General features: G+C 64.7%; 1 protein-coding gene (running past one end of the window). It reads left to right on the top strand.

The window, feature by feature from the left end; genetic code table 11:
- The first annotated feature begins 133 nt into the window (after window positions 1-133).
- Window positions 134-25,607, top strand: the 5' portion of a protein-coding gene (locus A5790_RS20590; RefSeq protein WP_066848544.1) for a non-ribosomal peptide synthetase. 1,796 nt of this gene lie beyond the right edge of the window; 25,474 of the gene's 27,270 nt are visible here — the first part of the coding sequence; it begins with the start codon at window positions 134-136; its stop codon lies off the right edge, out of view.

The raw sequence follows: 25,607 nt of genomic DNA, 5'->3' as shown, positions 1-25,607 counted from the left end.
CGACTGGTTTTTTGGGGGGCTGGTGGATAGCGACAAGGAAACACTTCAGCTGGCACGGGGGAATGCTTCTGCCTCGCTCGATGAGGCGCTTCAGCTGACGCGGGGACAACTCGATATATGGCTCGCACAGCAGATGGGCCAACTCGCGACGGAGTGGCATGTCGGCCTTTTCGTGAGGATCGACGGTCGGATCGACCGCGATGCTCTCGAGTGGGCGATCGCGCGGGCCGTGCGCGAAGCCGAACCCGGGCGAGCTTCGTTCTTCGAGGAGAACGGCCAGGTTCTCCAGAAAGCGGTCGATTATCCCGATATCGAGTTGCCGTTCTTTGACCTGACCGAATCCGACAACGCCGTGGAAGAGGCCTATCGGACGGCGTTGTCGATCCAAGAAACGCCGATGCCTTTCAGCGGCCCTTTGTTCAGATACGCCCTATTCCAGACGCGCGCGGATCAATTTCATCTGTTCGCCACGTGCCACCACATCGTCGCAGATGGAGCCGGGCTCGTCCTGGTAGGCCATCGGGTTGCATCTCTCTACTCGGCAATCGTTTCCGGGACACCGATTCCCCCCTCGGTGTTCGGCTCGCTGCAGGACTTGGTGAACTGCGAGTCGGAGTACCAAGCATCCGATGACTATCTCGAAGATCTGGATTACTGGACCAAGAACATCCCGGCGGAGAGCGGAAGCTCGTACCGACTTCCAGGGACGCTGCACGAGCAGGATCCGCAATCGTCCTCTTCGCCAGTGCCCTTGGCCCGGGCGCTGCTCCAGCGAGTCGATGAGATGGCCGACGCCTGGAATGTGCCCCGCTCGTCGGTCATCACTGCGGCGTGCGCACTCCTGGTTTGCCAGTGGAGCGTCGACGGCACAGAGGTGGTGCTCGACTTCCCTGTCAACAGGAGGGACCGTCCCGAGCTGAAGACTCTTCCCGGCATGGTTGCCGGGGTGGTTCCGCTGGTCCTGAACGTCTCGCCGAAAGCCACGGTGGCCGACTTCTGCGGGTATGTCGACACTCGGATCCGAGAAGCTCTGCAGCATCAGAGGTTTCCGGTTCGCTCCCTCGAGCGAAGGACCCGTGCAAGCGGGCCGTTGCAGTCGGGCGACCGGGTCACGGTCAATTTCCTTCCGTCCATATTCAATCTGTCCTTCGGTGGCATCGCAGCATCCGCGTCATTCACCAATCCTGGTGCCGCGGGCGACGGCTTCGGGTTGCTCTTTCTCAGCGAGGGCGACGGGCTTTCCCTTGGCGTCTCAGGTGCTCTGCAGCCATTCTCGAGTTTTGGCGTCTCGGACTTGACGGCCCGCCTGGAACAGGTGTTGACGGCCATGACCGTCAACCCGAATCGGCGGCTCTCGTCGATCGAACTGCTCGCGGGGAATGAGCGTGCAGATCTCGACGTGTGGGGCAATCGGGCACTGTTGGCGCGGACGGCGAGTTCGACGGTGTCGATACCGGCCATGTTCGCCGAGCAGGTTGCACGTGCCCCAGAGGCGGTGGCCATCCGTTGTGATGGTGAAACGTGGACCTATCGCGAATTGGACGATGCCAGTAACCGTCTGGCGAACCTGTTGATCGATCGTGGAGCGGGTCCGGGCCGATGTATCGCCGTGATGTTTCCGCGCTCGGCCGAGGCCATCGTCTCGATTCTGGCGGTCCTGAAAACGGGCGCGGCCTATCTGCCGATCGATCCCGCACACCCGCCGACACGCATCGAATTCATGGCCGCCGACGCGGCGCCGCTGGCGGCAATCACAATTTCGGACTTGGCTGACCGCCTGGCCGGCTGCGATCTACCGGTGATCGACATCGCCGATCCCCGCATCGACGCGTACCCCACCACGAGCGTGCCGGCGCCGGCCGCAGACGACGTCGCCTACATCATCTACACCTCCGGAACGACCGGCACCCCCAAAGGGGTGGTCATCTCGCACAGCAACGTCACCGAGTTGATTGGATCATTGGATCCTGCGTTGGCGGGGCCCGATCAGGTCTGGTCTCAGTGGCACTCCTATGCCTTCGACATCTCCGGCTGGGAGATATTCAGTGCCCTTCTGCATGGTGGGCGACTCGTCGTGGTGCCCGAATTGGTGGCCAATTCGTCGGAGGACTTCCACGATCTGGTGGCGGCCGAGAAGGTCACCATTTTGTGCCAAACCCCTTCTGCCCTGGGGATCTTGAAGCCGGAGCTCCTGGACTCGGTCACCGTGATGGTGGGCGGAGAGGCTTGCCCCACCGAGGTCGTCGATCGGTGGGCCGCCGACCGGGTCATGATCAACGAATACGGCCCGACCGAGGCGACGATGTGGGTGGCCCTCAGCGCGCCGCTCGCCCCGGGTACCGATGTGCCGCCGATCAGCCCGCCCTTGCCCACTGCCGCATACTTCGTGCTGAACAAGTGGTTGCATCCCGTGTCGGCCGGGGTGGTCGGCGAGTTGTACCTGGCTGGTCCCCAGCTGGCGTACGGGTACGTGCGACGCGCGGGGTTGACCGCATCCCGATTCATGGCCTGCCCCTTCGGGGAGTCCGGGGCCCGGATGTATCGCACCGGCGATCTGGTGTACTGGGCCGCCGACGGCCAATTGCGTTATCTGGGACGAGCCGACGAGCAGGTCAAGATCCGCGGATATCGCATCGAACTCGGTGAAATCCAAGCCGCGCTGGCCGGTCTCGATGGAGTGCAACAGGCTGTCGTGATCGCTCGGGAGGACCGCCCCGGGGACAAGCGTCTGGTGGGGTACTTCACCGGCACTGCAAATCCCGCCGAGCTTCGTGCCGCGTTGGCCGACCGGCTGCCTTCTTACATGGTTCCAGCCGCTGTGGTGGCGATCGAGGCGCTGCCACTGACCGTCAACGGCAAGCTGGACAAGCGCGCCCTGCCCGCGCCGGAGTACAAAGCGGTCGATAACTACCGCGCCCCGAGCACCGTTACGGAGGAGATCCTGGCGGGGCTGTATGCGCAGGTGCTCGGTGTGGAGAGGGTCGGAGTCGACGATTCGTTCTTCGACCTGGGCGGTGATTCACTGTCCGCGATGCGGGTCATCGCCGCCATCAACACCAGCCTGGATGCCGGTCTCGCGGTGCGCGCATTGTTCGAGGCGCCCACGGTAGCCGAGCTGGCTCCCCGTATCGGGGGAGATGCGGGTCGGCGTAAGCCGCTGGTGGCCGGTGAACGGCCTTCGGTGGTGCCGCTGTCATTCGCCCAGAACCGATTGTGGTTCCTCAACCAGTTCGAGGGCGGCGCTGCCACATACAACATTCCGACCGCGTTCCGGATCACCGGGGCGCTGGATGTAGAAGCGCTGGGTGCGGCCCTAGACGACGTCATCGCTCGTCATGAAGCTCTGCGCACGACGTTCCCGGACATCGACGGAGTGCCGTTCCAGGCGGTGTTGCCCGCACGGCAGGGGATGTGGAGACGCGGGCCCGCGGTCGTCTCGTCCCGTGAAGGAGATGTGGCCGCCGAGTTGGTGGCGCTGGCGGGGTATCGATTTGATCTGTCAGCGGAGATCCCGATCCTCGCGCGGATCTACTCGGTGGGGCCAGAACAGTACGTCGTGGGAATCGTTGTCCACCACATAGCTTTTGACGGATGGTCGCTGGCGCCGATGGTCCGTGACGTGGCTGAGGCGTATCGCGCCCGCCAACAGGGTCACGCGCCTGAGTGGGCGCCGTTGTCGGTGCAGTACGTCGATTACACCTTGTGGCAACAAGATTGGCTGGGGGTCGAGTCCGATCCAGACAGCGTGATCGCGGGGCAGCTGCAGTATTGGCGACAAGAGCTGGCGGACCTCCCGGAACTCGTCACGCTTCCACCGGACCGAGCGCGCCCGCCGGTCGCCAGTTACCGCGGTGACGAAGTGGAACTCCGCATCGAACCCCAGGTGTGGGCCGGGGTCAAGCAGTTGGCGGCGGCGCATAACGCGACGCCCTCGATGGTGTTGCAGGCCGCCATGGCGATCGTGCTGCACCGCGCCGGCGCAGGCGAAGACGTGGTCATGGGTACCCCGATCGCTGGACGGTCCGACCAAGCGCTCGACGACCTCGTCGGATTCTTCGTCAACACCTGGGTTTTGCGGGTAGGCGTCAAGTCGGGGCAGCCGTTCGGCGATGTGCTGGCCGAAGTGCGCCGAAAAGCACTCGATGCCTATAGCAACCAGGATGTTCCGTTCGAATTGCTCGTCGAACAGCTCAACCCCGCGCGGTCGACTTCGCACAACCCGCTGTTCCAAGTGTTGATGGTCTTCCAGAACAACATGCGTCCCGAAGTGCTGACGTTGGACGAGGTCGGCATAGAACAGCAGGCGGTCACCACCCGCACGGCCCGGTTCGATCTCGACATCGAGTTGGGGGAGGTACCGACCGAAGATCCGGCGGCGCCGATGGCCGCCGGCATGGTGTTGTACGCCACGGACTTGTACGAGCGAGCCACCATCGAGCGGTTGGTCAGCTGGTTCGGTCGAGTGATCGAAGCAGCGGTCGCTGACGCTTCGGCAGTAGTCGGCGATGTGCCCCTACTCGACGACGACGAGCGTCAACTGGTGCTAGAGGAGTGGTCGGGTAATACGGTGACGGCGCCGGTGGGTGTGGCGCCACAGCTGCTGGCCAGTGCGGTGGCCACCGATGCGAATGCGGTGGCCCTCGTCGATGGCAACCGAGAATGGTCCTATCGCGAGCTCGACGAGTGGTCGACGCGTTTGGCGCGGGCACTGATCGAGGCAGGTGTGGGTCCCGAGCGCGCCGTGGGCGTGGCGATGGAACGCTGCGCGGAGTTGGTCGTGGCCTGGTGGGCGCTGATGAAGGCCGGTGGGGCCTACGTGCCGGTGGACCCCGCCTATCCAGTCGAGCGGATCACCACTGTGTTGAACGCGGTGTCCGCGGTGTGTGTTCTGACCGTCGGGGAGGGAACCATCGCCGGGACGGGTGACCGCCCCATTCTGCGTATCGACGATCTGGACTTGTCGGCGCAACCAGTCGATCCCATCACCGACGCGGACCGGTTGGCGCCGCTGCAGGCACACAACACGGCCCACGTGATCTTCACCTCGGGATCCACCGGCACCCCGAAGGGAGTGGCTGTCAGCCACGCCGGCTTGTTGGGAGTTGCCGCGCTCCACGAAGTCTACGGAATGGGTGCCGACACCCGGCTGTTGTTGGTGGCCGCGCCGACCTTCGACGTGTCGATCGGTGAGGTGCTTCTGGCGGCAGGGTCGGGCGCGGCCTTGGTGGTGGTGCCACCCGATGCATACGCCGGTGAAGCATTGACGAGACTGCTTGAAAGCCAACGGGTCAACGCCGCAACGCTCACACCGACAGTGCTCTCCACGCTGGATCGCGGTCGGCTCCACAACGTGGACACTCTCATCACCACGGGCGAAGCGTGCCCGACAGAATTGGCGGCCGCATGGGCTACGGATCGCCGGATGTTCAACGCGTACGGTCCCACCGAGACCACGATCTGGGCCACTTCCAGTTCCACGATCGAGCCGGGCCAGCCAGTGGGAATCGGCGCGCCCATCGCCGGGGTGTCCGCCCTGGTACTCGACGCGCGGCTGAACCCGGCGCCCGTCGGGGTGGTGGGCGAGCTCTACCTAGGCGGCCCCGCATTGGCGCACGGCTACATGGGTAGGCCGGACCTCACCGCGGATCGCTTCGTGGCAAACCCTCACGGGCCCACGGGAACACGCATGTACCGAACCGGTGACCTGGTGCGCTGGACCCGCACCGGGACAGTGGATTACCTGGGTCGCGCCGACACCCAGATCAAACTCCGCGGACAACGCATCGAATTGGGCGAAATCGAGAACTCGCTGCTCGCGTGCGATCAGGTCACGCAGGCCGCCGCGTTGGTACATCGCGGCAATACCGGTGCCCACCTCGTCGCCTACGTCACCTTCGATCGCAGCAGCGCGGGTGATCATGACGCGGAAATCGTCAACCAGTGGCAACACGTCTACGACGAGTTGTACGACGCCGAGGCCGATACTCGCGACTTCGGCAAGGACTTCCGGGGCTGGAACAGCAGCCTGACCGACGACCCGATTCCGCTCGACGAGATGTTGGAATGGCAGTCGGCCACCGTCGACCGGATCATGGCCCTTCGGCCGCAGCGGGTGTTCGAGATCGGTGCGGGCTCTGGGTTGGTGTTGTCTCAGATTGCTCCGCTCTGCGACGAATATTGGGCGACAGACTTTTCCGCGCCGACGATCCAGGCTCTCCAAACGGCCGTGACTGCTCAGCCGTGGGGCGATCGGGTGCGCCTGTTGGTGCAGCCGGCCGATGCGATCGATGAGCTCCCACAAGGTCATTTCGACGTGGTGGTGCTCAACTCGGTCATCCAGTACTTCCCCAGCGCCGCCTACCTGACCGAGGTGCTGGCGGTGGCGATGCGGTTGCTCGCCCCCGGTGGCTCCCTGTTCATCGGTGATGTTCGCAATCACACGCTGCAGGGTGCGCTCCAAACGGCGGTTGCGTTGGCCCGCGCGGAAACCAGCGACACCAACGAAATTCGTGAGCGCGTCCAACGCGCCCTGGTCAGCGAAGTCGAGTTACTGCTCGCGCCAGAGTTTTTCACCGCCTGGGTCGCCGATCAGCAGGAGGTGGCCGGACTCGATATCCAAGCCAAACGGGGGCGGGCCGACAACGAACTGACCCGCTACCGCTATGACGTCGTGATCCACAAGTCGCCCGTCGCGGTGCGCTCACTGGCTGACGTGCCGTCATGGGCGTGGACCGAATGTGCGGGCCTTCGTGGGCTGCAAGACCAGTTGACCACCCAACACCCCGTGATGGTCCGTGTCACCGAAATCCCGCGAGCCGGGCTTGTCACAGATGTCTACATCGAAAGGGCGTTGGCTGCGGGCGAATCCGTCGATGAGGCACTCGCCGAAGCGATCGCGGCAAACCAAGACGCGGTGACACCCGATCAACTGCACCGCATCGGTGAGGCTGCCGGTTATCGCGTCGTCGTCACCTGGGGCGCTGATCCCGGCACCGTCGACGCCGTTTTCCTCGAGGGACAGCAGGATTCACCACTGACCGACCTGTATCTGCCATCCAACAGCACGCGTCAGCGCATCACCACTGCCAACGACCCGGACACCAACACGAAACTCACCGCGGTCCGACAGCAGCTGACAGCGCGGTTGCCGGAGTACATGGTTCCTTCACAGATCGTGGTGCTCGAGGAGTTCCCCCTCACCTCTTCGGGAAAGATCGACCGGAAGTCGCTGCCGGAACCGGTGTTCGCCGCGACGCCCTTCCGGGCGCCGCAGAGCGAAACCGAGGAGGTCATCGCCGGGGTCTTCGCGCAAGTATTGGGGTTGGACCGCGTCGGGGTAGATGATTCGTTCTTCGAGCTGGGTGGGGATTCGCTGCTCGCGATGCGGGTGATCGCTGCAGTCAACGCAAGTCTGGATGCCGGTCTTTCGGTGCGCGCGTTGTTCGAATCGCCCTCCGTGGCGCAGTTGGCGCCCCGCGTCGGTGACGAATCAACGCAGTTGGAGCCCTTGGTGCCGGTGCAGCGGCCTGAGCTGGTGCCGTTGTCGTTCGCCCAGAACCGGTTGTGGTTCATCGACCAGTTGCAGGGGCCGTCACCGATCTACAACATGGCCGTGGCGTTTCGACTGGATGGTCCCCTCGACGAAGGCGCGTTGGGTGAAGCGTTCTCCGATGTGGTCGCCCGCCATGAAAGTCTGCGCACGTTGTTTGTGGCGCCCGACGGGGTTCCGCAGCAGTTGGTCGTCCCGATCGAAGAGGCTGAGTTCGGCTGGAGCGTCGTCGATGCCGATGGATGGCCGGAGCACCAGCTTGCCGACGCCATCGATGCCGCGGTGCAGCACCCGTTCGACCTGGCTGGTGAACTCCCCCTGCGGGCAACGCTTTTCCGCCTCAACGACCGGGAGCGCGTGCTGGTGGCGGTGGTGCACCATATTGCTGCTGATGGCTGGTCCATCAGGCCACTGGTAACCGATATCGCGGTCGCATACGCCGCCAGGTGTTCAGAGCGGCCTCCGAGCTGGGAACCGTTGCCGGTGCAGTATGTCGACTACACGCTCTGGCAACGGGCGCAGTTGGGTGATCTGACCGATCCGCACAGCCGAATCTCTGCGCAGTTGGCTTACTGGGAGCAAGTGTTGGCCGGGCTGCCGGAACGCTTGGAGTTGCCGACGGATCGACCCTATCCGCCGGTAGCCGATTACCGCGGCGCCACAGTCGAGCTGGAGTGGTCGGCGGAGCTGCAGCAGCGAATCGCCGTGGTGGCGCGTGAGTACGACGCCACCAGCTTCATGCTCGTGCAGGCGGCGCTGGCGGTGTTGTTGGGCAAGGTCAGCGCCACCAGTGATGTCGCGCTGGGCTTCGCGATCGCCGGACGCAGTGACCCGGCGCTCGACGCCCTCGTGGGTTTCTTCGTCAACACGTTGGTGTTGCGCGTCGACTTGGCGGGTGACCCCACGTTTGGCGACCTGTTGACGCAGGTGCGAGGACGCGGTCTGGCGGCCTATGAGCACCAGGACGTGCCGTTCGAGGTGCTGGTCGATCGGCTCAACCCCGCCCGGTCGCTGACGCACTCGCCGCTGGTACAGGTGTTGTTGGCGTGGCAGAACTTTACCGGTCAGGACAACGACATCGCGGGCTTGGGCCTGGGTGACGCACAAGTCACGCCGTTGGCCGTGGATACTCGCACCGCGCGTGTGGACTTGACCTTCACGCTGGGCGAGTATTGGAGCCAGGCCGGCGAACCAACGGGGATACGCGGCGAGGTGGAATTCCGCACCGATGTGTTCGACCCCGCCAGCATCGAGACGCTGATCGAGCGGTTGCAGCGGGTGTTGGTGGCGATGACCGTCGAACCGATGCGACGACTTTCGTGGGTCGACCTGCTAGACGAGACTGAGCATGCCCGTATCTACGGGTGGGGAAACAGCGCGGCACTGGCGCGGCGCGTACCTGCGTCGCTGTCGATTCCGGCGCTGTACGAAGAGCAGACGGCGCGCACCCCCGAAGCAGTGGCGCTGAGTCATGGGCAGCAGTCGTGGACCTACCGGGAATTGGACGAGGCGTCGAACCGGTTGGCGCACTTACTGGTTGAATATGGAGCGGGTCCCGGGAAGCGGGTCGCGTTGCTGTTGCCACGGTCGGCCGAGGCGATCGCGGCGATCCTCGCGGTGCTCAAGACCGGGGCGGCCTATCTGGCGATGGACCCAGCGCACCCAGACGCACGGATCGAGTTCATGCTCGGCGACGCTGCCCCGATCGTCACGATCACCGTTACCGAATTGGCATCGCGAGTGGCGGGTCACGGGTCGGTCACCATTGATGTCGGCGATGCCAGGATCGACGACCAGCCCAGCACGGCCCTGCCGGCCCCGATGCCCGACGATATCGCTTACCTCATCTACACCTCGGGCACGACGGGGACTCCGAAGGGCGTGGCGGTACCCCACGAAAACGTGATCCGGCTGCTGGAGACGTTGAATTCCGAGGTGCCCGCCGCTGGTGTGTGGTCCCAATGCCATTCCCTCGCCTTCGATTTCTCGGTGTGGGAGATGTGGGGCGCGTTGCTGCGCGGGGGGCGGCTGGTGGTGGTGCCCGATACGGTCGTCCGTTCACCAGAAGATCTGCATGCCTTGTTGATCAGTGAGAATGTCAGTGTTCTCAGCCAGACGCCCTCGGCGTTCTATGCGCTCCAAGCCGCTGATGCCGTCTCGCCAGGAGCGCGGTATCGAAACACGCTCGAAACGGTTGTGTTCGGCGGCGAGGCGCTCGAGCCACATCGCCTCCGGGCTTGGCTGCAGACTCATGCGGGCGAACCGCGGTTGCTCAACATGTACGGCATCACCGAGACGACGGTGCACGCGTCGTTGAGGGAGATCGTTGCCGACGACGTGGGCAGCGCGGTCAGTCCGATCGGAGGCCCCCTCGCCCACCTCGGCTTCTTCGTGCTGGACGGCTGGCTCCGTGCGGTGCCCGCCGGCGTGGTCGGCGAGTTGTACGTGGGCGGCGCCGGACTGGCGTACGGGTACGTGGGCCGTGGCCCATTGACCGCCTCGCGGTTCGTGGCCTGTCCGTTCGGTGGTTCGGGTGCGCCAGGCCAACGGATGTATCGCACCGGCGATTTGGTGCGGTGGAGTTCGGAAGGCGAGTTGCAGTATCTGGGCCGTGCCGATGAGCAGGTCAAGATACGCGGATATCGCATCGAGCTCGGTGAGATCCAGGCCGCGCTGAGCGCTCTGGACGGAGTGGAAGACGCGGTGGTCGTCGCACGGGAAGATCGCCCGGGCGACAAGCGTCTCGTCGGCTACGTGACGGGTACAGCGGAGGAGACCGAGATTCGGTCCGCGCTGGCCGAGCGGCTCCCGGCGTATATGGTTCCGGCAGCGGTGGTTTCGATGGCCGCGATACCGCTGACAGTCAACGGCAAGGTCGACAAGCGAGCCCTGCCCGCACCGGAGTACGCCGATGTGGACCGGTACCGCGCGCCGGCGACGTTGACCGAGGAGATCCTGGCCGGCATCTATGCCGAGGTGCTGGGGTCGGACCGGGTCGGAGTCGACGACTCGTTCTTCGATCTCGGTGGGGACTCGCTGTCGGCGATGCGGGTGATCGCCGCGGTCAACAAGGCGTTCGATGCCGGGCTTTCGGTCCGCGCGTTGTTCGAGGCTCCCTCGGTGGCCCGATTGGCGTCTCGGGTGGGTGAAGGCGGCGCGTTGGCGCCGTTGGTACCAGCGCAACGACCTGCGGTGGTGCCGTTGTCGTTTGCGCAGAACCGCTTGTGGTTCATCGACCAGTTACAGGGCCCCTCGGCGATCTACAACATGGCGGTCGCGCTGCGGTTGGCGGGGCGTCTGGACACCGACGCGCTGGGTGCGGCGTTGGCGGATGTGGTGGCCCGCCACGAGAGTTTGCGCACGATGTTCGTGGCTCCCGAGGGAGTCCCGCAGCAACTGGTGCTGCCGGTCGCGGAGGCTGACTTCGGATGGCAGGTGGTCGATGCCAGCGGTTGGCCGTCAGACCGGCTGGCCGAGGAAGTTGATGCGGCGCGGCTGTACACGTTCGACTTGGCGAATGAAATCCCGTTGCGTGCAGCGCTTTTCCGGCTCGCAGAGGATGAGTACGTGCTGGTGGCGGTGGTGCACCATATTGCCGCGGACGGCTGGTCGGTCACGCCCCTGGTGGCTGACCTGGGCGTGGCCTATGCGGCCCGGTGCTCGGGTGAGGAGCCCGGCTGGGATCCGCTACCGGTGCAGTACGTTGATTACACGCTGTGGCAGCGCGCCCAATTGGGGGACATCAACGACCCCGATAGCCGGATGGCCGCGCAGTTGGCTTACTGGGAGCAGGCACTGGCGGGTATGCCCGAACAGTTGCAGCTACCCACGGATCGCCCCTACCCGGCGGTGGCCGATTATCGGGGAGCCTCGGTGGGCCTGGAGTGGCCGCCCGAGTTGCAGCAACAGGTCGCCCGCCTGGCTCGACAGCACGACGCGACGAGTTTCATGGTTGTGCAAGCTGCGTTGTCGGTGCTGTTGGCCAAGTTGAGCGCCAGCAGCGATGTGGCCGTTGGATTTGCGATCGCCGGACGCGGCGACGCCGCCCTCGAGCAGTTGGTGGGTTTCTTCGTCAACACCTTGATCCTTCGGGTCGAGATGGCCGGTGACCCGACCGTCACCGAGCTTCTCGCGCAAGTCCGCGCACGGAGTCTCGCCGCTTACGAGCACCAGGATGTGCCGTTCGAGGTGTTGGTGGAGCGCCTCACCACCACGCGGTCGCTGACGCACTCGCCACTGGTCCAGGTGTTGTTGGCCTGGCAGAACTTCGCGGGGCAGGACTCCGACCCCGCAGCCGGGTTGAGTTTGGGCGATCTGCAGGTCACGCCCCTGCCGGCGGATACGCGCACTGCCCGTATGGATTTGACCTTCTCGATGGCTGAACGGTGGAGCGAAGATGGCGAGCCCGCCGGGATCTCGGGGGCAGTGGAGTTCCGCACCGATGTCTTCGACGCGACCAGCATCGAGGTATTGATCGAGCGGTTGCAACGGGTGTTGGTGGCGATGACCGCGGCACCGAACCTGAAGTTGTCATCGATCGATCTGCTCGATGAGCTCGAGCACGCGCGACTGGACCAGCTTGGTCATCGAGCGACGATGAGCCCTCCGGCGTCGGGGTCGATTCCAGTGGCGTTCGCCGAGCAGGTGGCTCGGACACCTGCGGCGGTGGCACTCACCGACGGCGGACGATCGTGGACATATCGCGAACTGGATGAAGCCTCGAATCGTCTGGCGCACTTGCTGGTTGAGTACGGGGCCGGTCCGGGTGAGTGTGTGGCGCTGTTGCTGTCGCGCTCGGCTGAGGCGATCATGTCGATTCTGGCGGTCCTCAAGGCCGGGGCGGCGTATCTGCCGATCGACCCCGCGCTGCCGTCGACCCGGATCGAGTTCATGGTCGGCGATGCCACCCCGGTCGCAGCTATCACCACCGCCGGATTGGCCGGCCGGTTGGAGGGGCTTGACATACGGGTCGTCGATGTCGACGACCGCGTCGTGCAGGAACAATCGGCAACGGCTTTACCGGCTCCTGCTGCCGATGACATTGCCTACCTCATCTACACCTCGGGCACTACCGGCATGCCGAAAGGGGTGGCCGTTGCTCACCGCAACGTGACCCAGTTCGTTGCGGGTGCAGATGCCGACGTGCCGGTGGCGGGAGCTTGGTCGCAGTGGCATTCATTGTCTTTCGACGTCTCGGTGTGGGAGATATTCGGGGCGTTGTTGCAGGGCGGCCGGCTGGTCGTGATCCCCGAGCAGGTGGCTGGTTCACCCGACGACCTTCACGCTCTGTTGCTAGCCGAACAGGTCAGTGTGTTGTGTCAGACGCCGTCGGCGGTGGGCATGTTGTCGACCGAGGGGCTGGGGTCGACCGCGTTGATGGTGGCCGGCGAGGCCTGCCCCACCGAGGTGATGGACCGCTGGGCGCGGGATCGGGTGATGATCAACGCCTACGGCCCGACCGAGGCCACGGTGTACGCGGCGATGAGTGCGCCGCTGATCCCGGGTTCGGGTGTCGCGCCGATCGGTGCGCCGGTGGCGGGGGCGACGCTGTTCGTGCTTGATGGATCGTTGCGGCCGGTGCCCGCGCGTGTGGTCGGCGAGTTGTATATCGCCGGCGGGGGCGTCGCGGTGGGCTATTGGCTACGCAGCGGGTTGACCGCCTCACGTTTCGTGGCGTGCCCGTTCGCCGGTGAGGGCCAACGGATGTATCGCACCGGGGATTTGGTCCGGTGGGGTGCTGACGGGCAGTTGCAGTATCTGGGGCGTGCCGATGAGCAGGTCAAGATCCGCGGGTTCCGCATCGAGCTCGGCGAGATCCAGGCCGCGTTGGCCGCCTGTGAGGGTGTGCAGCAGGCCGTGGTGATCGTCCGCGAGGACCACCCCGGTGACAAGCGACTGGTCGGCTATGTGACCGGATCCGTTGACGTGTCCGCAATCCGGGCCGCAGTGGCCGAGCGTCTGCCGGCATATATGGTGCCTGCGGCGGTGGTCACGATCGACTCGTTGCCGCTGACCCCCAATGGCAAGCTGGACCGGCGGGCACTGCCGGCGCCGGAGTACCAGGACGCCAAGGATTATCGGGCACCGACCACGCCTACCGAAGAGATCTTGGCCGGTATTTACGCTCAGGTGTTGGGGTTGGAGCGGGTTGGGGTCGATGACTCCTTCTTCGTACTGGGTGGCGATTCGCTGTCGGCGATGCGCGTAATCGCGGCGATCAACACAAGCCTGGATACCGCCGTTTCCGTGCGTACGTTGTTCGAAGCGCCCACGGTGGCACAGTTGGCGCTCCGTCTCGGCGAGGAGTCGACGCGACTGGAACCGTTGGTGCCGGTGCAGCGACCTGAGGTGGTGCCGCTGTCCCTTGCCCAGAACCGGTTGTGGTTCATCGATCAGCTGCAGGGACCGTCGGCGATCTACAACATGGCGGTGGCGCTGCAGTTGGTGGGGCGTCTCGATGCCGAGGCGCTGGGCGCAGCGTTGACCGATGTGGTAGGCCGTCACGAGAGTCTGCGCACGGTGTTCCCGACCGTCGACGGTGTGCCTCAGCAGGTGGTTCTTCCGGTCGGGGAGATCGAATTCGGTTGGGGCGTTGCCGATGCCATCGGCTGGTCCGAACCCCAGCTTCACGAGGCCATCGATCAGGTCGCCGGATACACGTTCGATCTGGCGGGTGAGATCCCGTTGCGCGCGCGGCTCTTCCGCGTCAGCGAGGATGATCATGTGTTGGTGGCGGTGGTTCACCATATCGCCGCCGATGGCTGGTCGGTCACCCCGTTGATCCGGGACTTGGCGGTGGCCTATGGCGCCCGCTCTGTCGACCAGGTGCCGGGGTGGGATCCATTGCCGGTCCAGTACGCGGATTACACATTGTGGCAGCGCTCGCAATTGGGTGATCTGACGGACAGCGGTAGCCGCCTCGGCACCGAGGTGGCGTATTGGGAGCAGGTGTTGGCCGGGTTGCCGGAGCGCTTGGAGTTGCCCACGGATCGTCCGTATCCGGCGGTTGCCGATCACCGCGGGGCCACGGTGGAGCTGCGCTGGCCGACGCAGCTGCAGCAGCAAGTGGCTGCGGTGGCGCGTGCGCACAATGCGTCGAGTTTCATGGTGGTGCAGGCAGCGTTGGCCTTGTTGCTGGGCAAGGTCAGCGCGAGCAGTGATGTGGCGGTGGGATTCGCGATCGCCGGACGGCGCGACCCGGCGCTCGAAGAGCTGGTGGGTTTCTTCGTCAACACGTTGGTGTTGCGTGTTGACCTGACGGGCGACCCCACGGTGGGCGAGTTGGTGGCGCAGGTGCGCTCACGCAGCCTCGAGGCCTATGAGCATCAGGATGTGCCGTTCGAGGTGTTGGTGGAGCGGCTCAATCCCACGCGGTCGTTGACGCATCATCCGCTGGTGCAGGTGATGTTGGCGTGGCAGAACTTCGCCGGACAGCGCAACGCTCCGGCAGAACTGAGTTTGGGCCCGGTACAGGCTACGCCCCTGCCGATCGAAACCCACACTGCCCGCATGGATCTGACGGTGTCGCTGGGTGAGGAATGGACGGAGACAGGCGAGCCCGCCGGGATCGCTGGGGTCGTGGAGTTCCGCACGGACGTGTTCGATGCTGCCAGCGTCGAGGCGCTGATCGAACGGTTGCAGCGAGTGCTGGCAGCGATGACGGCCGAACCGGCGCAGCGGGTTTCGTTGGTGGATCTGCTCGACGAGCCCGAGCACGCGCATCTGGATCAAGTCGGTCATCGCGCAGTACTGACGGAACACCCGGCGCGGGGGCCGGTGTCGATAACCGCGTTGTTCGATGATCAGGTGACGCGCATCCCCAAAGCGGTAGCGCTTCGATGCGGGGACCGCTCGTGGACTTACCGGGAATTGGACGAGGCCTCGAACCGGTTGGCCCACTTGCTGGTCGGTCTTGGTGTGGGCCCCGGTGAATGTGTTGCACTGCTGTTGCCGCGCTCGGCGGAGACGATCGTGGCGATTATCGCAGTGCTCAAGACCGGAGCCGCTTATCTGGCGGTGGATCCGGCGCATCCCGACGTGCGGATCAAGTTCATGATCGACGACGCCGTACCAATCGCGGCGGTCACCACCGAAGGCTTGCGCGCACGCTTTGACGGTTACGACCTGCCGGTCGTGGACGTCGAGGACCCCCATATCGACGCGGAGCCCAGCACTGCGCTGCCGGGTCCAGCTCCCGATGACCTCGCCTACATCATCTACACGTCCGGCACCACCGGTGTGCCCAAAGGGGTGGCTGTCAGCCATCACACCGTGACGCAGATGTTGGGGTCGATGCCCGCGCATCTTCCGCTGTCCGGCGTGTGGACGCAGTGGCATTCTTACGGTTTCGATGTCTCGGTCCAGGAAATCTGGGGCGCACTTCTTCACGGCGGTCGGCTCGTGGTGGTGCCAGACTCTGTGGTGCGCTCGCCGGAGGACTTCCACGCTCTGCTGATCGCTGAGCAGGTCAATGTCCTGAGCCAGACCCCCTCTGCTTTGGGCGTGCTCTCGCCGCAAGGCCTGGATTCGATCGAGTTGCTCATCATGGGCGGCGAGGCCTGCCCAGTGGAACTGGTGGAGCGGTGGGCGCCGGGCCGACTGATGATCAACGTCTGCGGTCCCACCGAGACGTCGATGTTCGCGGCGATGAGTGCACCACTGACCCCGGGTACAGGTGCGCCGCCGATCGGGTCCCCCGTGCCGGGCGCGGCGTTCTTTGTATTGGACCAGTGGTTGCGGCCGGTCCCGATGGGTGTGATCGGCGAGCTCTACGTGGCAGGGCGACTGGGGACCGGTTATGTCCGGCGGCCCGCGCTGACGGGTTCGCGGTTCGTGGCGTGTCCGTTCGGTGGCGTGGGCGAGCGGATGTATCGCACCGGGGACTTGGTGCGCTGGGATCCCGACGGTCAGCTGCAGTACCTCGGACGGGCCGACGAGCAGGTCAAGATCCGCGGATACCGCATCGAGCTCGGTGAAGTGCAGGCGGCGTTGGCGGGATGCGACGGGGTCGAACAGGCCGTGGTGCTCGCCCGAGAGGACCGCCCTGGCGACAAGCGGCTTGTTGGGTACGTCACGGGCACCGCCGACGCGGCCGAGATCCGCGGCGACCTGGCCGAGCGGCTCCCGGCCTATATGGTGCCGGCCGCGGTGGTGGTGTTGGCCGCGTTCCCGTTGACTCCTAATGGCAAGCTCGATAAGCGCTCGTTGCCGACACCGGAATACACCGACAGCGAAAATTACCGTGCGCCAGGCACTTTGAGCGAGGAGATTGTTGCAGGTATCTTCGCCCAGGTGTTGGGGCTGGAGCGCGTCGGTGTTGACGATTCGTTCTTCGATCTGGGTGGCGATTCACTGTCGGCGATGCGAGTGATCGCCGCGATCAACAAGTCTTTCGATGCCGGACTCTCGGTGCGGGCATTGTTCGAGTCACCTTCGGTGGCCCAGTTGGCACCGCGAGTGAGTGAGGGTGGTGGGCTGGAGCCGTTGGTACCCGTGCAGCGGCCCGACGTCGTGCCGTTGTCATTTGCCCAACAACGGTTGTGGTTCATCGATCAATTGCAGGGACCATCGGCGATCTACAACATCGCGGTGGCACTGCGACTCGGTGGACCTCTTGACTCCGGTGCGTTGGGTCATGCTTTAGTCGATGTGCTCACCCGACACGAGAGCTTGCGCACGTTGTTCGTGGCTCCCGATGGGGTTCCTCAGCAGTTGGTGATGCCGGTCGAGCGTGCCGAGTTGGGGTGGCACGTTATTGACACCACCGGTTGGACTGAAGGTCGGCTGGAAGAGGCCATCGACAACGCGGTGCGCCGGCCTTTCGACTTGGCGACTGAGATTCCGTTGCGGGCGTTGCTATTCCGCGTTAACGAGGACGAGCATGTGTTGGTGGCGGTGGTGCATCACATCGCCGCTGATGGTTGGTCGGTCAGGCCGCTGGTGGCTGATCTCGCGACGGCTTATGGCGCCCGCTGTGCGGGACACGCTCCCGACTGGGCAGACCTGCCGGTGCAGTATGTCGATTTCACGCTGTGGCAGCGCGCGCAACTGGGCGACATCAAGGATCCCCAGAGCCGTATCGCCGCGCAGCTCAGCTATTGGGAACAGGCGCTCGCCGGGATGCCTGAGCGATTGGAGTTGCCGACCGATCGTCCGTACCCGACGGTGGCGGATTACTCCGGTGCCCGAGTTCCTGTTGAGTGGTCTGCAGAGTTGCAACAGCAGGTCGCTCGCGTGGCGCGTGAGCACAATGCGACAAGCTTCATGGTGCTTCAGGCTGCCCTCGCGGTGCTGTTGGGCAAACTGAGTGCGACCAGCGATGTGGCGGTTGGGTTTGCGATCGCCGGGCGCGAAGATGCCGCATTGGATGCGTTGGTGGGCTTCTTCGTGAACACGTTGGTGCTGCGGGTGGATCTGAACGGGGATCCCACGGTCGCCGAGGTTCTGAGCGACGTGCGCTTGCGCAGCTTAGCCGCCTATGAACATCAGGATGTGCCGTTCGAATTGCTGGTCGATCGCCTCAACCCGACTCGGTCGTTGACGCATGCTCCCTTGGTTCAGGTGCTGTTGGCATGGCAGAACTTCGCCGGTCCAGCGGGCGACCCGGCCGCGGGTGTAGCTCTGGGCGAGCTGGAGGTGACACCGCTGCCGGTTGACACGCGCACTGCGCGAATGGATCTCACGTTCTCGTTGGGCGAGCACTGGAGCAATGACGGCGCCCCTGCAGGGATTCGCGGGGAGGTGGAGTTTCGTACCGATGTGTTTGACGCAGCCGGCATCGAGGCGTTGATCGGGCGGTTGCAGCGGGTGTTGGTGGCGATGACCAATGAGCCCTATCAACGGGTTTCGTCGATCGAGCTGCTCGATCAATCCGAGCATGCTCGATTGGATGAGATTGGTAACCGGGCCGCGCTGACCCAGCCGATGCCAGAATCGGAATCAATCCCAGCTTTGTTTGCAGCCCAGGTCGCGCGCACGCCGGAGGCGGGCGCAATCAGTTGCGGGGAGCGCTCGTGGAGCTACCGCGAGCTTGAGGAAGCGTCGAATCGGCTGGCGCACTTGCTGCTTGGGCTCGGGATAGGTCCCGGCACATGTGTGGGGTTGTTGTTGCCACGCTCAGCGGAGATGGTCGTGGCGATCTTGGCGGTCTTCAAGAGCGGCGCAGCGTATTTGCCGATCGATCCCGCGCTGCCGAGTGCCCGCATCCAATTCATGGTGGCTGATGCAGCGCCGATCGCCGTAATCGCCACTGGCGGCCTGGCCGATCAGCTCACGGGCGACATAGCGGTCATCGACATCGATGACCCGCGCATCGCGTCCCAACCCGCAACCGCGGTGCCGGGCCCGGATCCCGATGACATCGCTTACCTGATCTACACCTCGGGCACGACCGGTGTCCCTAAAGGGGTGACTACCACCCACCGCAACGTCACTCAGCTGCTGCGAGTGCTTGGTAATTATCTGCCTGTGACAGGGGTTTGGACGCAGTGCCACACTTACGGTTTCGACACCTCGGTGTGGGAAACCTGGTCGCCACTGCTGCATGGCGGTCGCGTGGTGATCGTGTCGGATGCGGTGGTGCGCTCGCCGGAGGACTTCCAAAGCTTGTTGATCGCTGAACAAGTCAGCGTGCTCACTCAGACGCCCTCGGCGGTGGGAATGTTGTCCCCGCAAGGCCTGGGTTCGATGGCGCTGGTGGTGGCCGGTGAGGCCTGCCCAACTGAGCTGGTGAACCGGTGGGCGCCGGGGCGGGTGATGATCAACGCCTACGGCCCTACCGAGACCACGATGGTGGTGATGCTCAGCGCGCCGCTGACCCCTGCCGCGGAGGTGGTGCCGATCGGATCGCCGGTGCCAACCGCTGCACTGTTCGTCCTTGACGCAGCGTTACGACCAGTAGCTCCCGGTGTGGTCGGTGAACTGTATGTGGCAGGTGTCGGGCTGGCCTACGGTTATCTGCGCCGACCGGGATTGACCGGATCGCGCTTCGTCGCTTGCCCGTTCGACGGTGCGGGAGAACGGATGTATCGCACCGGGGATTTGGTGCGATGGGGCGCTGACGGACAACTGCAGTATCTCGGCCGTGCCGATGAACAGGTCAAGATCCGCGGGTATCGCATCGAGCTCGGCGAGGTTCAGGCCGCGTTGAGCGCAGTTGAGGGTGTACATCAGGCGGTGGTGATCGCCCGGGAGGATCAACCGGGGGACAAGCGGCTCGTCGGGTATGTGACCGGAAGCGCGGACCCCATCGAGGCACGCGCCGAACTGGCTGAGCGGTTGCCGGCGTTCATGGTGCCTGCGGCGGTGGTGATGCTCGAGACGTTGCCCCTGACGGTCAACGGCAAGTTGGACGTGCGCGCCCTACCGGCGCCGGAATACCAGAGAGCCGAGCGGTATCGGGCGCCGAGCAACGCCATCGAGGACATCTTGGCCGGCATCTATGCCCAGGTGCTCGGGTTGGACCGGGTCGGGATCGACGACTCGTTCTTCGAACTCGGTGGGGACAGCATCTTGTCGATGCAGGTGGTGGCCCGCGCTCGAGCGGCCGGCGTGATGTGTCGTCCGCGGGACCTCTTCGTCGAGCAGACGGTGGCGCGCCTGGCGCGGGTCGCCCGGGTGTCAGACGGCGAGGCGGGGCCGGTCGACGAGGGCACCGGAGCGGTTGTCGCGACCCCGATCGTGCATTGGCTGGAAAGCGTCGACGGCCGAGTGGATCAGTTCAACCAGACGATGGTGGTGCAGGCGCCGGCCGGGGTGGCCGAGGACGACGTGATCGTCATGTTGCAGGCCTTGATGGATCGACACGCAATGCTGCGGTGCCGTGTCGAGGTCGACGGTGCGGGCCGGTGGTCGCTGCAGGTGCCCGAAGTCGGGTCGGTGGATGCGCGCGAGTGCGTGCGGTCGGTCTACGCGTTGTCCGAGGAAATTCTGGTGGAGGCGCGGTCGCGGTTGAATCCAGCCGCCGGGTCCATGGTGAGCGCAGTTTGGGCGCAAACCAGCGGGGAGCTCGCCTTGATCGTTCACCACCTCACGGTCGACGGGGTCTCGTGGCGAATCCTGTTGGAAGATCTGAACATTGCGTGGGCACAGCATCACAGCGGCCAGCCCATCGCACTGCCGGCGCCGGGAACGTCGTTCGCCCGGTGGTCCGCGCTGCTGGCCGAACATGCGCAGACGTCGGAGGTAGTCAAGCACGCCGAGGTGTGGCGGCACGTCTCGTCGACCCCGGCGGCGTTGCCGGCTGTGCAGCCGGCGGTGGACACATTTGCCACGGCGGGGCGGCTATCGTCGGAACTGGACGTCGAAACCACGCGGATGCTTCTCGGTGAAGCCCCGGCGGCGTATCGCGCCGGAGTGCAGGACATCTTGTTGATCGCGTTCGGGATGGCGTGTGCGCAGATGTTGGGCATCGGCAACGCACCGCTGGGCATCGACGTCGAAGGCCACGGGCGCGATGAGGACTTGGCTGTCGGTGTGGACCTGACGCGCACGGTCGGGTGGTTCACGACGAAGTACCCGGTGTCGTTGACGGTCGGTGGGCTGGACTGGACGCAGGTGGTCGCTGGCGACGCGGCGCTCGATACGGCGATCAAGGCGGCCAAGGAACAGCTGCGCGCGCTGCCTGATGGGTTGACATACGGCCTGATCCGTTATCTGAATCGCGATGTCGACCTGAGCGGGTCCGACCCGGTGATCGGGTTCAACTATCTGGGCCGGCTGGGTGCGGCGGCAGCTGAGCTGTCTGAGGATCTGTGGCGAATCAGTCAGGAAGGCTCGTCGTTGACCGGCGCCGTCGCCGCTATTCCAATGCCGTTGGCGCACACCGTCGAGCTCAACGCCGCCACCGTGGAGACAGACAGCGGTCCACAATTGCACGCCAACTGGTCGTGGGCGACCTCGGCGGTTGACCGCTCGCAGGTGGACCGGCTGAGCCGGCTGTGGTTCGAGGCCCTGTCCGGTATCTGCGCACGCGTGCGCGCCGGCGGCGGCGGGCTGACCCCGTCAGACATCTCCCCGGCTCGACTGAGTCAGCCGCAACTCGATGAGTTGCAGCAGCTTTACCCGGTCGCCGATGTGCTGCCGCTGACCCCGCTGCAGCAAGGTCTGCTCTTCCACGCAGGTACGGTCGAAGAGAACGATGACCTGTATGCGGTGCAGCTGGACATAACCATTACCGGCCGGCTCGACCCGCAACGGCTTCGCGATGGCGTGTACAACGCCGTGGCCCGGCATCCGAATCTGGCCGCCCGCTTCTGCACTCAGTTCGATGAACCGGTACAGGTGATCCCCGCCGATTCCGCCGTGCCGTGGCGCTATGTCGATCTCCGTACGGACGGCGGTGATTTGGACCCCGAGGAACAGGTTGGGACGCTGAGTGCTGCCGAGCGTGCTGCCGTCTGCGATCTCGATGGGGAGCCGGCCTTCCGCGCGCTGTTGATCCGGACTGCCGAAGACAGTCATCGGTTCGTGCTTACCAATCATCACATCGTGATGGATGGGTGGTCTTTGCCGATCCTGCTGCAGGAGATCATCGCCGGATATTACGGGCAGCGGCTGCCGGCCCCCGCGTCCTACCGCAGCTTCGTCAGTTGGCTGGCCGAACAGGATCGCGCTGCGGCGCAAGCGGCGTGGAGTGAGGTCTTCGCCGGATTCGAGACTCCGACGTTGGTGAGTCCGCCTGGACGCGTAGGTCTCGGGCAAAGAGGAGTTGTGTCGCATCGACTTCCTGCCCAGACCATGCAGGCTCTCAATGAGTTGGCGCGCTCTCAACACACCACGGTAAACATCGTGCTGCAGGGTGCTTTTGCGCAGTTGCTGTGTCAGTTGACCGGTCAGCACGATGTCGCTTTCGGGACCGCGGTCTCGGGACGGCCGGCCGAGGTGTCAGGCGCGGAATCGATGGTGGGCCTGCTGATCAACACGGTGCCAGTGCGGGCGAAGCTCACCGCAACGACCACGACCGCCGAGCTACTCGAAAGCTTGCAACGCGCTCACAATCAGACTCTCGAGCATCAGCACGTCGCACTGCCGGACATCCATCGCATCACCGGGCACGACGAATTGTTCGACACCCTATTCGTGTACGAGAACTACCCGATTGACACGACGGCGTTGGCCGGTGACCACGAGCTGTCCATCACCGACTTCAACACACGGGAATACAACCACTACCCCCTGACGGTAGCGGCGCTGCCGGGCGACGAACTGAGTCTGCGCGCAGAGTTCGACACCGATGTGTTTGATGCGGGCAGTGTGGGTGGGTTGATTGGTCGGTTGGAGCGGGTGTTGGTGGCGATGACGGCTGATTCGGGTGGGCGGTTGTCGTCGGTGGATGTGCTTGATGGTGGTGAGCATGCTCGGTTGGCTGAGGTGGGCAATCGGGTGGTGTTGGGTCAGGGTGTGTCGGCGGGGTTGTCGATTCCGGGGTTGTTTGCTGAGCAGGTGGCTCGTGCTGCGGATGCGGTGGCGATCAGTTACGGGGTGCGGTCGTTGACGTATCGGGAGCTGGATGAGGCTTCGAATCGGTTGGCGCATTTGTTGGTTGGCCGGGGTGTGGGTGTTGGTGCGCGGGTGGGGTTGTTGTTGCCGCGGTCGGCGCAGGCGGTGGTGGCGATGTTGGGGGTGCTTAAGGCGGGGGCGGCGTATGTGCCGTTGGATCCGGGGCATCCGGATGCGCGGATTGGTTTTGTGCTTGCTGATGCGGCTCCGGTGGCGGTGATCAGTACGCAGGGTTTGCGGTCGCGGTTGGATGGCCATGCGGTGGTGGTCATTGATGTTGAGGATGCTGGGTTGGCGGGGCAGCCGTGTTCGGCGTTGGCGGGTCCGGGTCCTGATGATGTGGCGTATTTGATTTACACCTCGGGCACGACGGGGACTCCGAAGGGGGTTGCGGTTGCCCATCGCAATGTGACTCGGTTGTTGGAGACGTTGGATGCTGACGTGCCGGGTGCGGGGGTGTGGTCGCAGTGTCATTCGTTGGCGTTTGATTTTTCGGTGTGGGAGATCTTTGGGGCGCTGTTGGGTGGGGGCCGGTTGGTGGTGGTGCCCGATGCGGTGGTGCGTTCGCCTGAAGAGTTGCATGCGTTGTTGGTTGCTGAGCAGGTCAGTGTGCTCAGTCAGACTCCGTCGGCGTTTTATGCGTTGCAGGCTGCTGATGGGTTGGCTCCGGAGTTGGGGGATCAGCTCAAGTTGGAGACGGTGGTGTTTGGTGGGGAGGCTCTTGAGCCGCATCGTCTTCGGCCGTGGTTGGGTCATCATCCGGGGTTGCCGCGGTTGTTGAATATGTATGGCATCACCGAGACCACGGTGCATGCGTCGTTGCGTGAGATCGTGGCCGCCGATGTTGAGGGCACGGGCAGTCCGATCGGGGTGCCGTTGGCTCATTTGGGGTTTGTGGTGCTCGATGGGTGGTTGCGGCCGGTGCCGGTGGGGGTGGTTGGTGAGTTGTATGTCGCTGGTGCGGGGTTGGCCTATGGGTATGTGGGCCGGGCGGGGTTGAGCGCGTCGCGGTTTGTGGCGTGTCCGTTTGGCGGGGCGCACGCTGGTGGGCAGCGGATGTATCGCACTGGGGATTTGGTGCGGTGGGGTGCTGATGGCCAGTTGGTGTATGTGGGTCGTGCTGATGAGCAGGTCAAGATCCGCGGGTATCGCATTGAGCTTGGTGAGGTTCAGGCGGCGTTGCAGGGTCTTGATGGGGTTGATCAGGCGGTGGTGATCGCTCGTGAGGATCGTCCCGGCGATAAACGGTTGGTGGGTTACATCACCGGCAGCGCTGATCCCGCCGATGCGCGCGCCCGACTGGCTGAGCGGTTGCCGACCTACATGGTGCCGACCGCGGTGGTGGTGTTGGCGGCGTTGCCGTTGACGGTCAACGGCAAACTCGATACCCGGGCCCTGCCGGCACCGGAATACACCGACATCGATCACTACCGCGCCCCGGCCAACGCCATCGAAGAAATCCTGGCCGGCATCTACGCCCAAGTCCTGGGCCTAGACCGCGTCAGCGTCGACGACTCCTTCTTCGAACTCGGCGGCGACAGCATCTTGTCGATGCAAGTGGTCGCCCGGGCACGCGCGGCCGGTGTGGTGTGCCGCCCACGGGACGTCTTCGTCGAGAAGACGGTCGCTCGGTTGGCAAGGGTGGCCAGGGTGGCCGACGGTGCGGGTGAGCCGGTCGACGAGGGTATCGGTTCCGTGATCGAGACGCCGATCATGCGTTGGCTGCACGACATGGAAGGCCCGATCGAACAGTTCAACCAGACCATGGTGGTGAAGGCTCCCCCCGGGGTTGCTGAGGCTGACGTGGTAATCGTGTTGCAGGCCTTGCTCGATCGGCACGCGATGCTCCGGCTGCGCGTCGAGGACGACGACAACCACGGCTGGTCGCTCACAGTGCCTGAAGCCGGGGCGATAGACGCGCGCGACTGCCTGCGGTCGGTCGACGTGTTGTCCGACGATTCGGTGCTGGCGGCACGGTCGCGGTTGAACCCGGCCGCCGGCGTGATGGTCAGCGCGCTGTGGGTGACCACGACGGGCGAACTTGCGTTGATCGTCCACCACCTGGCCGTCGACGGGGTGTCGTGGCGAATTCTGTTGGAAGACTTGAATATCGCCTGGGCTCAGCATCACAGCGGACAGCCAGTGGCGCCGCCAGCGCCGGTGACGTCGTTCGCTCGATGGGCGGCGCTGCTGGCCGAACGCGCCCACCATCCAGACGTGGTGCTGCAAGCCGAGGTGTGGCAGCAGGTGGCCGCGACGCCGGCGCTGTTGCCACCGGTGCAACCCGCGGTGGATACCTTCGCCACGGCCGGCCACTTGTCTGTGTCGCTGGACGCCGAAACCACCCACCTCCTCCTGAGTGAGGTGCCGGCGGCATTCCACACCGGAGTCAACGACATTCTCTTGATCGCCTTCGCCATCGCATGTGCGGAGTTCCTCGACTCCGGCCGTATGCCGATCGGTATCGATGTCGAGGGTCACGGACGTCACGAGGAACTGGCAGGCGATGTGGATCTGTCGCGCACGGTCGGCTGGTTCACCACCCTCTATCCGGTGTCCT

The organism is Mycobacterium sp. 852002-51152_SCH6134967 (assembly GCF_001667105.1).
In the GTDB taxonomy this organism is placed as follows: Bacteria; Actinomycetota; Actinomycetes; order Mycobacteriales; family Mycobacteriaceae; genus Mycobacterium; species Mycobacterium neumannii_A.
Note: the sequence above shows the minus strand (reverse complement) of the source record. Positions and strands in the feature narration are given on the sequence as shown.